Origin of the sequence: Paenibacillus sp. FSL H3-0302 (genome assembly GCF_037982245.1) — a bacterium.
Taxonomy (GTDB): Bacteria; Bacillota; Bacilli; order Paenibacillales; family Paenibacillaceae; genus Paenibacillus_AQ; species Paenibacillus_AQ odorifer.
Map to the genome: position 1 here is coordinate 6,121,797 of NZ_CP150284.1, position 14,522 is coordinate 6,136,318.

Below are 14,522 nucleotides of genomic sequence, written 5' to 3' on the forward strand. Positions count from 1 at the left end.
CTATTTTTCTTAGCGATTTATTCGATGAGTTATAACTGTACAAAATACACTTATATGCCCCCACCGTCACTCCAACCTATGTCTACCGCTTCAAAATCTGCATTTTGCCTCCACTTGTTACTTATACTTCTGCATCTACTCCCTCTACTCCCACTACTTCCTCTACTTCCACCACTTCCTCTACTTCCACTACTTCCACTACTTCCACTACTCCTACTCCTTCTACTTCCTCCACAACTTCTACCGTTTCAAAATATCACTTCAAGCATATCGCTCCCCCGGCTCTTAGCAACGCTGCTTACATCAGATATCTTAAATATAAATACACGCTGGAGATCACAATGGACAACAGCATTAAAGGAAATCCGACCTTCAAATACTTCATGAATGTAATCGGGTACCCCTCTTTTCCTGCCAAACCTGCTACGATCAAATTAGCACTCGCACCAATCAATGTGCCATTGCCACCCAGACAAGCGCCTAAGGCCAAACTCCACCATAACGGCTCCAAATTGCTGATCCCCATATTGCCCATCTCCTGAATCAGCGGGATCATAGTTGCTACAAAAGGGATATTATCCAGAAATGCCGAGGTAATGGCGCTGACCCATAAAATCATCATTGAGCTCATCAGCACATCACCATTCGTTATTTCAATCGCTTTTGCTGCCAGCTCTGCAATCACACCTGTCTCTACAAGCCCTGACACCAACACGAACAGTCCGATAAAAAAGAAGATCGTAATCCATTCCACGCTGTGAAAAGCTTTTTCCAGCATATGTTCCCCTCCGGTCAGCAGCAGCAGTAAAAATGCACCAGCCAGCGCAACCGTAGCGGACTCCAAATGTAACGCCTGATGTAAAAAGAACCCGGCAATCGTAATTGCCAGTACGATCAAACATTTTCGCAGCAGCTTATGATCCGTAATCATAACCTTCTCATCCATGTCCATGATGCTCTGCTGCAGTTCAGGTGTAGTTTTAATTTGTTTACCGAACATCAATAACAGCAGCGGGATATACGCCAAAACAATGATGATAATCACGGGTGTCAGATTGCTAATAAAAGCCATGAAGGTCAGCTCCTTAACCGCACTGCCAATCATGATATTAGGCGGGTCTCCGATCAAGGTTGCCGTTCCCCCTACATTAGATGCGATAATTTGTGACATCAAAAAAGGCAGCGGATGTATGCGCAGTTGTCTTGTAATACTGAAGGTGACTGGCACCATAAGCAGCACTGTCGTCACATTATCCAAAAAGGCTGAAGCCACTGCGGTAATCACAAACAAAGCAATCAGTATTCTCTTCGGCTTCCCCTTCGCCAACTTAGCTGATTTCACAGCTGCGTATTTAAAGAGCCCCGTGTCAGCGTTAATCCCTACAATCATCATCATTCCTACAAGCAATCCTATAGTATTAAAATCGATGTGCTGCAATGCCGTCTCCTGATCCACAATGCCCATCGCTATCATGACGATAGCTCCTAACATCGCCAGAATGGTACGGTGAATCTTTTCGGAAATAATAAGTCCATAAATCAGCAGAAAAATGCCTATCGCCCAAACCGCTTGCTGTTCCATAATATCCCTCGGTCCTTCTATGTAATTTCGTTAACTTACAGTCTACTCATCCTATAACCTTATTATCATAAAATAGATTTGTATTTTTCGCACTGGGTTTGTGGAATCATTCCACTAAAAAACGACTCTGCCGGATGTTTATCGGAGAGCCGTTGTGGATTCGATTATTTCATTTTCAGAGCCTGAGGCTCCTTGAAAGCAGTTAACTTCCCTTTACTCTGCACAATAATCATCCCATCCTCCAGCAAGGTTGGGCCGAATACTCTACCTGATGTTTTGAGCTGCACGATCGGTTTGGCGGTAATTAGATCAATAGCAACCAATTTCCCATCGGTCTGGGCAACATACATGCCATGTCCGAGCAGATCGAAGCGGGCAATCGGATTGCTGATTCCTCCGTACTGGAACACAGATTTATTAGACATTTTAACACCATAGATGCTCTGTTCGTTACTAAAAAGAATTCTTCCATCATAAGGACCCGCCGCGTAGGATAACTTAGCTCCGATGGATTCATACGAATAATTATCTCGTGTTACGGCAGCTGGATCAACATTTACTGGGTAGCCATAGACTCCTTTTTGTCCCCCAATATATATCCTGGCCCCAATGATCCAAGCTCTGCCTCCGCTAGTCATATATTCTTCTTCTGGTTTCGGATGATTAGGATCTATATGAGCGGGGTTATACTCTACAGCCTTTACAAGCTTACCTGTCTTCACATCCAAATGATCGAGTGTCGTCAAAGGAAGAGGGTCTACCAATGTAGCTTCCCGTTGTGAGATAAGCGTAGTCCCATCTGCTGCAATCGGAAGACTATGATTACCACTATTCCAAAGCTCTTTACCTGTTGTTCGATCAAACGCATGTAAAATGTCATACGTATACGCTCCGGATTCTGAGTTTTGAGCTAGCACCAGATTCCCCTCAACCATAAATGGTTCAAACAGCATTTCGCTGAAATTATCGCGCCACTGCAACTTGCCATCTTTCAGATTGTAGGCTTGAATATCGCCATTAGCAGCAAATAGCTGCTCTTTATCAATTAACAATTTACTGACACCTTTACTGGTTGCCGATGAGCTCCATTTATTTTTGCCCGTAGCCGCGTTAACTGCATAGATCGTACCTGCCTCCGAAGTGACGTAAGCCACGCCATCCTGATAGAGCAGCGGCGTTGTTAATTTGGAGCCGTATTTCCACATTACTTTTCCAGTCTGGACGTTAATCGCTAAAAGCTGACCCTTTTGAAGGATAAAAGCTTTGCCCGCTCCGACTGCAACAACACCCTTACCCATGATATAATCCGACGGCACATCTTTCAAAGCTGGCAAATCCATTGTTGTTGACCATTCAACCTTCGCAGCAGGCAGGTTTGCATAGTAATCATCACCATTCGAGCCTATAAAAGAGGTGTGTGGATCAACCGCAGCTGCTTGTACCGGTACCATAAGCAATACCCCTAAACCAATAACCGCAGTACGAAGATAAGATTTCAATATTGTTCCTCTCACCACCAAACTCCTCCTCATATAAGTAACTGCCTCATTTGGATAGCTTCTTAAAATCAAATATAATAATATTGGACGAGCAGGAAATAATACTTATGGATTATTATTCCATTTTGTCAAAAACAACAGAAGAAATCAAAACATTTACTCACAAACTTACATTTTGTAAGTCATTGTGTTATAATAATCACATTCCTCCATACACGGACAGGCTTTAGCAAATATATGAATAACAAGGGGTTTGTGAGCATGAGTAACGAAGCAACCGCAGCACCAGCATCCGATTTTGAATTTGGTATCTATACCTTAGGAGACATCGTAGCGGATTGTCATACAGGGAAGAAGATCAGTCCAAAACAACGTCTCGACGAAGTTGTAGCTGCAGCTAAGCTGGCAGATGAGGCGGGACTTGATATATTTGGTGTAGGTGAGCATCATCGTCTTGATTTTGTAATTTCTTCGGTGCCAGTGGTGCTGGCTGCCATTTCTCAGGTTACTAACAGAATTAAACTAACGAGCGCAACAACCGTATTAAGCACCATTGATCCTGTACGGGTGTTCGAGGATTTCGCCACACTTGATTTGCTGTCGAATGGACGTGCAGAGATTATTGCGGGGCGTGGTGCTTTTGTGGAGTCTTTTCCGCTCTTCGGGTATGAGCTTGAAGATTATCACCGTCTATTCTCCGAGAACATCAATTTACTCTTGGAGCTTAACAAACATGAAGTTATGAACTGGGAGGGCTCCTTCCGTTCATCGCTGAAGGATTCGGAGATTGCTCCACGTCCATTGCAAGAGAATCTTCCGCTCTGGATTGGTGTAGGCGGTTCTCCAGAAAGTGCGGAGAAGGCCGGGATGCTCGGGACCGGAATGGCTATCGCCATCCTAAGCGGCAGTCCAGAGCCTTTTCAAGAGCTTGCCGCAACCTATCGGCGTGCCGGAATTCAAGCAGGACATCCACCTGAAGATCTAAAGATTGCGATCACTAGCCACGGCTACATTGCTGAAACCTCACAGCAGGCGTTGGATGAATATTACCCTTACTACTATAGTTACCGTAACTCTATCAGTCCAAAACCGGGTCAAGAGTACAAGGTGTCTCGTGATGACTTTGGGCAATATGTATCTGCTGATAACACGATGGCTGTAGGCAGCCCGCAGCAAATTATCGAAAAAATTCTCTATCAGCATGAGCTGTTCGGTCATAGCCGCTTTATGACTCAGCTCGATATCGGCGGCCTTCCTTACGCTAAGGTAGCCAAAGCCATTGAACTTTTGGCAACAGAGGTTGCACCTGTCGTACGGCGTGAGATCGCCAAGAAGAACAGCCGTTAGAATGGAATACCAAAAAGGGGCCCTCAAGCCAACGGCTGAGGCCCCCTTTTTATAAATAAAATCACGCAAAGGATGGTTTATTATTATCTACTTTCCCGCTGATAAGCTTCTTATATTCGTCGTCTCCGCCGTCCAAAGAAGGTGCAGTATAAATCTGAGCTGAAGCTGGCTGCTGAGCAGAATGACTCGAGCCTGCTTTTCTTTTGGTGCTTTTGTCATCGCCGCCTGCACTCCTGCTCCCACCACTCGCAGATCGGAGAACAGCATCGGATAAGCTGTTAATACCTTTTATTCTCTTCATGCTGAATCCTCTCCTACTAAATGATTGATGGTACGGAATAAATCCTGATTATTCCCAACTACCGCCTTAAGATCATCTGCAGATAATCCATCACTTCCTGAGAAATGAACGGAAAGAACATACTTCTTACCTAGAGGATAGCATAGGATATATACCTCTGCAACTTCCGTGCGTTGAAAAAAAGTCCATTTACTCGATAAAAATGCATCTACCACACTAGGCTGCTTCTCATTCCCTTTCGTTACAGACAAGGGATAGGAGTGACCGCGTCCGACATTCCCCCCCACCTGAACAAGTTGTTCCTTCTCTTGTGCCTGCCAGATGGCTGCACCGATTACACGACAATGCTTCGGAGGTAAAAAGGAATTGCGTATCGCCTCACTAAGTGCGTGATATTTATCTCCATTCTCGGAGATGGTCACATTACTATTATATTGCCAAAAAAAATGAAGGATACTTTCCTTGCGCCTTAAATCCATCCTTAGCTGCTCTAAATCTTTAAGCGGGTCACGGAATCTTCCACGCTCTTGAATACTATCAATAATCTTACCACAGCTCACATCCACAGCAGCCGTAGGATTATCGTGATGCACTTCATACTCTAAAGATGTAATTCCCGCTAAATCAGATAGCAGATGATATTCTTCTACATTTTCTCCAGGGATGAGATCATCACGCGCAGTTACCTGATCAGGTACTAGACAAAAAACACGGCTGCGCCGTAATCTAGCCCAAAACAAACCCATTTCAAACCCCGTATTATCGCGGGTCACATAATAATATTTACCACGGATTTTGGCGACATCATCTGGCGAGAACACAAATACGGCAAAATCGCTCTCATCCAAATTTCGCTCCAACGCCTCCATAGTGTATTCATTCGCCCGAAAAGCGTTGGCATACCAAGGATGCACTTCAGCATCCCTCTTCAGCTGCTCATGAATCGCTCTTGCATAACGTATAGACTCCCTGGAAGATCCAATGAATAGCTTTGGTTTAGTCACGGCAATGCTCCTTCATCCTCTTTCCCGATATGTAATAATTATACAAGTCTTTAGACCACCAGAAAAGAGGCCATATTCTCAAAAAATATTATTCTAAACCTCGTAAATTGGGTAAGGAATTACGACTACTCTCAAAAAGCGAGGATACTATGAACAAAATGATAGGTGTCACCCTGCTCACAGCTTGCCTTTTGGGTATAGCAGCGCCACAGTCTGCTGAAGCAAAGACAGCAGCGGGAAGTTATACCGCACAGGTATATGCGAGTTCTTTAAATGTACGCGATGAACCGGCTAAGAATGCAACTGTTGTAGGATCAATTAAGAATGGGGCTCGGGTTACTGTGACTGATGAGCAGCACGGATGGTTAAAGGTTAAGGCGGGGAGCACCTCTGGCTGGGTAGCGGGTTATTACCTAAAAAAGGTGAACAGCAACTCCCTGCAATCCAGCGCTTCTGGAACGTCTATTGCTACTAAAACCAATACTGCCTCGTCAACATCAGCCAATGCTTCTAGTAGAACTTCAAAGGCTACAGTCACGGCTAATTCTCTGCGCATCCGAAGTGGCCCAGGAACACAATATAAGGTGCTCGGTTCTTTAAAAGCCAAGGATACAGTCACTCTCCTTCTTCATCAGAACGGCTGGGCTCGAATTCGCACAGTCAGCGGTGAAACCGGTTGGGTGGCAGAGCAGTATATCCGAAGTGGAAGCACATCAAGCAGTACAAGCAGTACAAGCAGTGTAAGCACCGTCCAGCATAAAGGCGGACTACGAGGAAAGCTGATCGTCATCGATCCTGGTCATGGCGGGAGTGATCCGGGCATGCTTGGCACTACATATAACACCATGGAAAAAGATTTGAATCTGCATACTGCACTTTATGTCCGCGATGCTCTTGTTGCTAAAGGAGCACGGGTAGAGATGACGCGCACCCGAGATGATCAGAAGCCGACGTTAGCGCGTCGTGTTCAGATGAGCCAAGCCCTGCGTGCTGATGCTTTTGTAAGCGTTCATTATAATTCTTCACCTAAAAATGTGTCCGGAACGTTGACCTTCTTTTATTCAGAAGCGGATGATTTGAAGCTGGCGCGGGCGATTGAAACCCGGCTGGGGCAAGGCATCGGTCTGAAAAGCAACGGGTTGTCCTTTGGCGATTATCACATCCTAAGGGAGAATCGGATTCCAGCTACCTTGGTTGAGCTTGGATTCCTTACCAATCCTACAGACGAGTCCATTGTCCGCAAGGCCTCCTATCAGAAAAAAGCGGCTAAAGCCATCGCTGAAGGCGTTGCGGATTATTTTAAATAACTGGCTGGAACAACACTCCAAAAAAAAGCCCGACCCATGTATCTCTCAGGTATGATCTGAGGAGATCTGTGGGTCGGGCTCTTTTGACTGCTTCCTTATACGAGCATTTGATAGACCAAGAACAAGTTCAACGATACAACCAGACCGGAGATAATCCAGCCCAGAGTGGCTGTCATTTTGCGATTCACTAACCCGCCCATAATCTGGCGATTGCTTGTAAACACAACCAGCGGAATCAACGCGAACGCAATCCCAAAGGACAGGATCACCTGACTGATCACGAGCGCTTTGGTTGGATTCACACCAAAACCAATGATCGCTAGTGGCGGAATGATGGTAATCGCACGGCGCAAGTACAGGTTAATTCTTTTGTTGATGAAGCCTTGCATAACCACATCGCCAGCCATAGTCCCTACGGAGGAACTCGACAGTCCCGCAATGAGTAGTCCCAACCCAAACGAGATCGCCGTTACTGGCCCAGCTAAGTGACCAAATTGTTGAAACGCGACATCCAGATCCTCAACCACGAGACCATTTTTGAAAAACAATGCCGCGGAGACAATAACCATAGCCAGATTTACTGCACCTGCGATAATCATCGCAATAATAATATCTATAAATTCCAATTTGAAAATCTGTTTTTTCTCCGATTCATTCACCCCGACGATACGGTTCTGTGTAAGTGATGAATGCAGGTAAATCGCATGTGGCATCACGGTTGCACCTAGAATTCCTGCGGCCAATAGGATGCTGTCCACCCCTTCAAACTTAGGTGTAAACATGCCTACGGCAACTGCTCCCATATCCGGTTTAGCTACAATAACTTGAAAAGCGAAGGCTAATACGACTATAAGGATCATCGCGGCAATCCCTGCCTCTAAGGAGCGATATCCCCGGCGTTGCAGCTCTAAGATAGCAAATGAGCCCACCGCAGTAATCAGTGCTGCTGGCAGCATGGGAATCTCAAATAAGAGATATAGTCCTAATGCCGCCCCGATAAACTCTGCCAGATCCGTAGCTATAATCACTAGCTCACTTTGAATCCATAAGAAGATAGATACACTCTTCGGAAAACGATCATGGGCGATCTCAGGCAAGTTCTTGCCTGTCGCAATCCCCAGCTTGGCGGATAACGCTTGGATTAGCACAGCCATTAGATTAGAGGCCACGATCACCCACAATAAGAGATATCCATATTTAGAGCCCGCCGTAATATTGGTGGCAAAATTACCTGGATCCAGGTAAGCAACAGCAGCGATAAAAGCTGGGCCTAGAAAAGGAAGTAATCGTTTAATCCCTTTGATCTCCCCGTTAAGTACGGCTTGTGCTGAAATCGAGTTCTTATGTTGTTTTATATGTGGTTGTTCTACTAAAGTTTGTTCGAGCATTTCAATTCCTCCTCTTGCCCTGAAAAAGTTGTCTATATACACGAAAGTTTCCCCTGTGCAACTTATATTTAAAGTATATGCTTATTTCTGAAAAATGTAAACATGTTTCATATGGAATTTTCATTTGCTTGTTCACCAACGACTAGGCACAAAAAAAGCTGGACGATGATCAGGAATTACCCGATCTTCGCCCAGCTTAAGCTGCTTATGAATTTTTCTTCCATGTGTCCTTGAGCGGTACTATCCGGTTCAGCACCAGCTTATCTGCCGTGGTATACTTCTTATCCACACAGAAAAATCCGTGCCGGATCAATTGAAATTTATCTTCTGGCCTTGCGTTGCCCATTGATGGCTCCAGCAAACAATCCTTCAGGATCGTTAAGGAATCTGGATTAAGATACTCGTCCCAGCGCTCACCGTCTTCTTTAGGACCGTCGTTATCTTTCAGCAGACGCTCATATAGATGAACATCAGCCTTGATAGCCTGGTCTGCCGATACCCAGTGAATGGTTGCCTTAACCTTCCGTTCATTAAACCCGCTTCCGCTCTTCGTTCTCGGATCATAGGTGCAGCGAAGCTCTAGGATTTCTCCGGTAACTTCATCCTTGATTACTTCATTGCACTTTATGAAATAAGCACCCTTCAGCCTTACTTCGTTCCCCATAGTCAGCCTGTGATACCCTTTTGGCGGCTCCTCCATGAAATCTTCTTGTTCAATATAAAGGGTTCGTGAAAAAGGAACCTCTCTTTCTCCAAGTGACTTATCTTCACTGTTATTCTCAATCGTCAGCCCTTCGTTATGATCTTCAGGATAATTAGTAATGACCACTTTTAAAGGCTTAAGAACAGCCATCACACTTGGAACCTTTGCCTTCAAATCTTGTCTAAGCGCATGCTCTAACATGGCAATATCCACAATGGTGCTATTTCTGACAAAGCCAATTTCCTTCACAAAATTCCGGATACTCTCCGGCGTAAAACCTCTTCTGCGTAAACCGCGAAGCGTAGGAAGTCTCGGGTCATCCCAGCCATCCACATAATGGCCTGTAACCAGTTGTCTGATATACCGTTTACTCGTCACAACTCCGGTGATGTTCACCCGTCCAAACTCTCTTTGCTTAGGAGCCTCAGGGATATCCAGCTCCTTCAATACCCACTCATAGAGCGGCCGATGATCCTTAAATTCAATCGAGCATAAGGAATACGTAATCCCTTCGATAGCATCTTGTATAGGATGGGCAAAATCATACATCGGATAGATACACCATTCGTTACCCGTTCTATAATGCTCCGCATGAATGATTCTGTAAATCACCGGATCACGTAAGTTGATATTAGGTGAGCTCATATCTATTTTAGCCCGCAACACTCTGGCTCCCGTTGGATAATCTCCAGCTTTCATCTCCGTAAATAACCGCAAATTCTCTTCCACAGAACGCTCCCGGAACGGGCTGTTTTTTCCCGGCTCCGTAAGCGTCCCTCTATAGGCTGTCACCTCTTCAGGTGATAAATCACAGACATACGCCTTTCCTTTTCGGATTAACGTAACTGCGCTATTGTATATTTTCTCAGAATAGTCTGATCCATAAAAAATATAGTCCGGTGGATAGCCCATCCATTGAATATCTTCGATGATGGCATTTACATACTCCAGATCCTCTTTTAAAGGATTGGTGTCATCAAAGCGCAAATGGAACTTCCCGCCATACTTTTTCGCAGTCGTATAGTTCGTATGAATAGCATACGCACTGCCAATGTGCAGATACCCGTTAGGCTCCGGTGGAAATCTCGTGCAAATATCTCTACTGTAAGTCCCTGCTTCCAGCTCTTCTTGAATCAATCTGTCGATGTAACTCTCTGCTAATACTTCCGGTTCCTCGTTCATTGGTGTTACCTCCTGTTTATAAGTGATATCCGCCTGCTTAATCTGCAAAATAAAAAGAACCTCACCTCCAAGACTTATGGTCTTGGGGACGAAATTCTCGCGGTACCACCCCAGGTTCATTAATATGTCGCCATATTAATCTCATCAAGTACGGCAAAACATCTTGCGCAGTGCTTATACTCTAGCTCTATAACAGGAGCTCCCGTCATACCATCCCCTTAGTCCGGTTCCGATATGCCGCTCAGAGGCTTGTTTCGATAAAATCTCCCTTACCCTGTTCTCATCATCCAGGGCTCTCTGTGAAGGAATGATTTCATGTACTCTTCTCGTCATCGCGTTTGATTATTTTGTATAGGATACCAAAAAGATAACCCTATGTAAATGTGCTTATTCCCCGCTAAGCGCCGTTAGGAGCTCCAATACTACTTCATTGTCAGGCTCTGCAGCCAAAGCTCTACGCGCGTATTCCAATGCAGCAGCTTCAGCTCCTAGCTCATAGTTACAGATTGCCATGCTATACAGCACTGATGCCAATGGTTCTTCCGTACTCGCATGCATGGAGCGTTCTAAGTAACCCAATGCTTCCGCGAATTTATCCATTTCATACAGCAGCAACCCCGCATCTAGCGACAGATCATAACTCTGTTCCATCGGATAATAGCCCGTCCACATCAACTGTATACCTCGCTGTAGATCCAGCATTTCTTCATCACTGGCACCCGGCAGCAGCTCCGAAATCTGTTCAGCGCTATGGATAAACCATTCAGCATCATACCCACCCAAACGCCAAAAGGCCAAAATTTGCTGCAGCCCCATCGTATCTAATTGCTGATCCATCCATTCCTTCATACTAAAGAAATCATCCGGGCCAAAACGTTCTATAAACCGCTTGTAACCCAGCCGAGTGTTTGTATAGCTCAGCGGTGTTGGTAGCATAAGAATACAGCCGATGTTCAGGTTTTTATAGTGATGACTGGTGAATATTGAATGCGCCCCTTTTTGTTTCAGCACATGCTCTATCGCATGATAATTCGCGGTCAAAGAGAAGCTTCCGTGATGAATCAGCAATGGAGGTTCTGCAAATTCCCAGTTCTCTAAGCGATGGTCTCCCTTATCCGCTGTAAGCAGCACGAATCCCTCTGTAGAGAGCCGCGCAAGCCGCTCCAGACAAGTAAGCCCCACCACCGGAAAGAGTATATGTGAATCCTCCAGCTTCTGCTGATAAAGCGTTATAACGTCATGATAGGGATAAGTCTCCTCTTCATAACTAGCCGCACGCCGATAATGGTACTGCGGGATGATTTTGCCGAGCGCATCGGAGGGGTTATCCGGATCAACTTCCGCCGAATACTGGATCGAAACCTCACATTCATATATTTTTCCTTCATCCACATAAATTAATTCTTGCGGAATGCTGTCAAAAAAATAATTTGCCACAATCACCAATGGCTGCTGTAAATCACCCGGCCGAATGCTGAGCTTAGCGTGTACTAAATGTAGTTCTACATCCTGCACAGCATCAAAACGAGCGAAGTCCAAAATACCCTGCTCTACGTAAGGAAGTAGGCTCGGGTGCTGCTGCCAGCTGGATATGTTTTTGGAAGGCAAATCACTCATCACATAACGAAAAGGAGGAAGAGGAATATCTGCGTAGTCTACGATTTCACATAACTTTTTAAGCACATGGAAGGCTAACCGGCCTGCTCCCGCTCCAAGTTCTAGAATCGTAACGGTCTCTGAGAGATGCCCTTGTCCAGCCCGGTCTTGCAGAAATCCAAAGATCATCTCTGCGTATGCTGTCGCAATCATAGGGTTACTCGTGATGTACTGCGGGACCTGATCATTATTCCAAGCCTTTAATCCCTGCTCTTCATAATATGTTCGTTGCAATTCCCAAATCGGTGCTTCGCTGAAGCGATATTGCTGCTCTTTGTTCCCTGTCATCTGTTTCTTTACCCGCTCTCTGTCTAGCTTGTTTGAATAATCTATAGCAATTGCCTTATTGCGCTCTCAAGGTGCGTGACCTGAAAATGACGTATTCAGCCTCTGTTGGTATGTTAACGGAAAATGATAATAATGCCGTCTTGGAGGTTGAGGAATCAGGTCCTTTCAACGTTTGATAAAAAGAATTCCCTTTACTGTCCACACTCACCAGCTCTAATTCCGCATTTCCTTTAGGGATGATGAATCCGGAGGTATTTTGCACGCCTAAGGTCAATCTATATTCTTTCCCGGATTGAGCCTGCGTTAGCATAGTAGGATATAACGGATACGGATGTGCTGTCGTTTCGAGTGGATAAGGAGCAAGCGCACGATCTGCCTCAGGCTTCACCCATTCCTCCCCTTTTCTGGCTCCAATACCAAGGGTTAATTTATTCACATTATTAAATTGCACTTCCCAGCGAAAAGACTTAAGCCCTTCTAAAATGGGGGACGCCGGAACAAACAGAGTGCCATCCTTTATCTCTGGAGCAACGCCTAATGAATCTACGGTCTCCCCATTAAAATCTGCCTCTAGCTGCCCTGCTTTAATATTTCCTACCGATCGGTCCAGCAGTGAAACAGTAATACTCTTGCTCAGAGCGTCATAGAGCAAATCTGCGCCAATCGCATTGGAGAAGGCTCGAATCGGCACCATTAATTTACCTGCTTTGAAATAAGGGGCGAGTTTACCTGGAAAAAGCACGTAATATCCCCCGTATGACAGTGGCATTACCTGTGTCCCTAACTGGACAGCTGCCGACACCGATGTAGGTGTAACCGCAGATCCCGCGGCGAACATAATCACTAATAGACCTATTACGTAAGCTTTTATTTTCCCTAATCGTTGTAAGGACTCCTTGATGTGAATCATCACAAACCCCTCTCCAGTTCATCTAGAACCTTAGCCTCTATTAGTAATAATCAATGATGACCCTACACATGTCAACTTGTACCACTTCTGCTATCCATCATAAAAGACAGCATTCCGCATATATTTTCATTGAACTCTTAAGGAACAAGAAAGGAGAACCTCTTATGACTTCTGCTGGACAGGATTCGGCAAACAAAACAAACATCCCCCAGCCCATCCGAAGCGATGGCACAGGGGGATTAGATAAAGGACCCCGCGATGTTATGCGGGATCTTGAGAATCCGGATATGTTCGTTCCTCCGGTGACTGATGCGGGCCTGGTTCCCAATTTGAAATTTTCTTTCTCTGATGCGCATATGCAGCTTAATCATGGTGGCTGGTCCAGAGAAGTAACCGTCAGAGAACTCCCTATCGCAACTACACTGGCAGGTGTGAATATGAGCCTGACCCCCGGTGGAGTACGAGAGCTTCACTGGCATCAGCAAGCGGAATGGTCTTATATGCTGTTAGGCCGCGCTCGGATTACTGCTGTGGATCAGAATGGACGGAACTTTATAGCAGATGTAGGACCTGGTGATCTATGGTATTTTCCGCCGGGTATTCCTCACTCTATACAAGGTCTTGAAGAAGGCTGTGAATTTCTCCTTGTCTTCGACGACGGAAGCTTCTCTGATCTGAATACCTTGTCTATTTCCGATTGGTTCGCCCATACGCCTAAAGAGGTACTTTCAGCTAACTTTGGAATACCTGCCGAGGCCTTTGACTCCATCCCCACTGAACAAGTCTATATTTATCAGGATCAAGTTCCCGGCTCATTACAAAGCCAAAAGGTGCAATCGCCGTATGGAGAAATTCCACAGAGCTTCAAACATTCGCTGTTGGCACAGCCTCCATTAAAGACTCCTGGCGGGAGCGTCAGAATCGTTGACTCCAGCAACTTTCCGGTCTCCAAGACCGTGGCTGCTGCACTGGTAGAGATTGAACCTGGAGGAATGAGAGAGCTCCACTGGCACCCCAACAACGATGAGTGGCAATATTATCTTACCGGAAAAGGACGGATGACTGTGTTTGCCGGAAACGGTGCAGCACGTACCTTTAATTACAGGGCTGGCGATGTTGGGTATGTTCCTTTTGCATTTGGACATTATATTCAGAATACAGGAGAAGAATCGTTGTGGTTCCTCGAAATGTTCAAAAGTGACCGTTTTGCCGACGTCTCTCTGAACCAATGGATGGCTCTCACTCCCCATGAATTGGTTCAAAGTAATTTGAACGTTGGGCCCGAAGTGATCAATGCCTTACGGAAAGTGAAATGGCCAGTGGTGAAATACCCTAAGTTAAAAGAATAGGTTACT

11 protein-coding genes and 1 other annotated feature are annotated in these 14,522 nt (G+C 45.4%); of the genes, 3 read left to right on the forward strand and 8 right to left on the reverse strand.

Features of this window, described 5'->3' with window-relative positions; genetic code table 11:
- Window positions 1-298: 298 nt before the first annotated feature.
- Both MHH50_RS27180 and MHH50_RS27185 read right to left on the reverse strand, forming a co-directional pair.
- Window positions 299-1,582: an ArsB/NhaD family transporter gene (locus MHH50_RS27180; RefSeq protein ID WP_340033701.1), complete on the reverse strand. Its 1,284-nt coding sequence runs from the start codon at window positions 1,580-1,582 to the stop codon at window positions 299-301.
- Between the two features lie 164 nt (window positions 1,583-1,746).
- Window positions 1,747-3,096, reverse strand: a complete 1,350-nt coding sequence (locus MHH50_RS27185) for a PQQ-binding-like beta-propeller repeat protein (protein WP_340033702.1) — start codon at window positions 3,094-3,096, stop codon at window positions 1,747-1,749.
- Between the two features lie 246 nt (window positions 3,097-3,342).
- Between MHH50_RS27185 and MHH50_RS27190 the strand changes: the two genes are divergently transcribed.
- The gene (locus MHH50_RS27190) at window positions 3,343-4,428 is read left to right on the forward strand and encodes an LLM class flavin-dependent oxidoreductase (RefSeq protein WP_340033703.1); all 1,086 of its coding nucleotides are present in this window, start codon (window positions 3,343-3,345) and stop codon (window positions 4,426-4,428) included.
- A gap of 61 nt (window positions 4,429-4,489) precedes the next feature.
- Here the strand turns inward: MHH50_RS27190 and MHH50_RS27195 are convergent, their stop codons facing one another.
- Window positions 4,490-4,729, reverse strand: a complete 240-nt coding sequence (locus tag MHH50_RS27195; protein WP_036680302.1) for a hypothetical protein — start codon at window positions 4,727-4,729, stop codon at window positions 4,490-4,492.
- A complete protein-coding gene (locus tag MHH50_RS27200; RefSeq protein WP_340033704.1) occupies window positions 4,726-5,733 on the reverse strand; it encodes a TIR domain-containing protein in 1,008 nt (335 codons plus the stop codon). Before MHH50_RS27200 ends, MHH50_RS27195 begins: the two co-directional genes overlap by 4 nt.
- 149 nt (window positions 5,734-5,882) lie before the next feature.
- On the opposite strand from MHH50_RS27200, the gene MHH50_RS27205 reads away from it, so the two are divergent.
- Entirely contained in the window at window positions 5,883-7,040 is a 1,158-nt protein-coding gene (locus MHH50_RS27205; RefSeq protein WP_340033705.1) for an N-acetylmuramoyl-L-alanine amidase, read from the forward strand.
- A gap of 95 nt (window positions 7,041-7,135) precedes the next feature.
- Here the strand turns inward: MHH50_RS27205 and MHH50_RS27210 are convergent, their stop codons facing one another.
- The 4 genes from MHH50_RS27210 to MHH50_RS27225 form a co-directional block, all read right to left on the reverse strand.
- The gene (locus tag MHH50_RS27210; protein WP_340033706.1) at window positions 7,136-8,428 is read right to left on the reverse strand and encodes an Nramp family divalent metal transporter; all 1,293 of its coding nucleotides are present in this window, start codon (window positions 8,426-8,428) and stop codon (window positions 7,136-7,138) included.
- Window positions 8,429-8,633: 205 nt separating this feature from the next.
- Window positions 8,634-10,313: a glutamine--tRNA ligase/YqeY domain fusion protein gene (locus MHH50_RS27215; protein ID WP_340033707.1), complete on the reverse strand. Its 1,680-nt coding sequence runs from the start codon at window positions 10,311-10,313 to the stop codon at window positions 8,634-8,636.
- 81 nt (window positions 10,314-10,394) lie between these two features.
- Window positions 10,395-10,655: a binding site (T-box leader), on the reverse strand.
- A 45-nt stretch (window positions 10,656-10,700) separates the two neighbouring features.
- The gene (locus MHH50_RS27220) at window positions 10,701-12,257 is read right to left on the reverse strand and encodes an SAM-dependent methyltransferase (protein WP_076280271.1); all 1,557 of its coding nucleotides are present in this window, start codon (window positions 12,255-12,257) and stop codon (window positions 10,701-10,703) included.
- A 55-nt stretch (window positions 12,258-12,312) separates the two neighbouring features.
- A complete protein-coding gene (locus tag MHH50_RS27225; RefSeq protein WP_076193634.1) occupies window positions 12,313-13,167 on the reverse strand; it encodes a copper amine oxidase N-terminal domain-containing protein in 855 nt (284 codons plus the stop codon).
- Between the two features lie 164 nt (window positions 13,168-13,331).
- Between MHH50_RS27225 and MHH50_RS27230 the strand changes: the two genes are divergently transcribed.
- Window positions 13,332-14,516, forward strand: a complete 1,185-nt coding sequence (locus MHH50_RS27230; RefSeq protein ID WP_076128773.1) for an oxalate decarboxylase family bicupin — start codon at window positions 13,332-13,334, stop codon at window positions 14,514-14,516.
- The last annotated feature ends 6 nt before the right edge of the window (window positions 14,517-14,522 follow it).

What these genes read in the sequence shown, in the direction of transcription:
- MHH50_RS27180 (WP_340033701.1), bottom strand. Translation starts at nt 1,582, where the DNA reads ATGGAACAGCAAGCGGTTTGGGCGATAGGCATTTTTCTGCTGATTTAT.
- MHH50_RS27190 (WP_340033703.1), top strand. Translation starts at nt 3,343, where the DNA reads ATGAGTAACGAAGCAACCGCAGCACCAGCATCCGATTTTGAATTTGGT.
- MHH50_RS27195 (WP_036680302.1), bottom strand. Translation starts at nt 4,729, where the DNA reads ATGAAGAGAATAAAAGGTATTAACAGCTTATCCGATGCTGTTCTCCGA.
- MHH50_RS27205 (WP_340033705.1), top strand. Translation starts at nt 5,883, where the DNA reads ATGAACAAAATGATAGGTGTCACCCTGCTCACAGCTTGCCTTTTGGGT.
- MHH50_RS27210 (WP_340033706.1), bottom strand. Translation starts at nt 8,428, where the DNA reads ATGCTCGAACAAACTTTAGTAGAACAACCACATATAAAACAACATAAG.
- MHH50_RS27215 (WP_340033707.1), bottom strand. Translation starts at nt 10,313, where the DNA reads ATGAACGAGGAACCGGAAGTATTAGCAGAGAGTTACATCGACAGATTG.
- MHH50_RS27220 (WP_076280271.1), bottom strand. Translation starts at nt 12,257, where the DNA reads ATGACAGGGAACAAAGAGCAGCAATATCGCTTCAGCGAAGCACCGATT.
- MHH50_RS27225 (WP_076193634.1), bottom strand. Translation starts at nt 13,167, where the DNA reads ATGATTCACATCAAGGAGTCCTTACAACGATTAGGGAAAATAAAAGCT.
- MHH50_RS27230 (WP_076128773.1), top strand. Translation starts at nt 13,332, where the DNA reads ATGACTTCTGCTGGACAGGATTCGGCAAACAAAACAAACATCCCCCAG.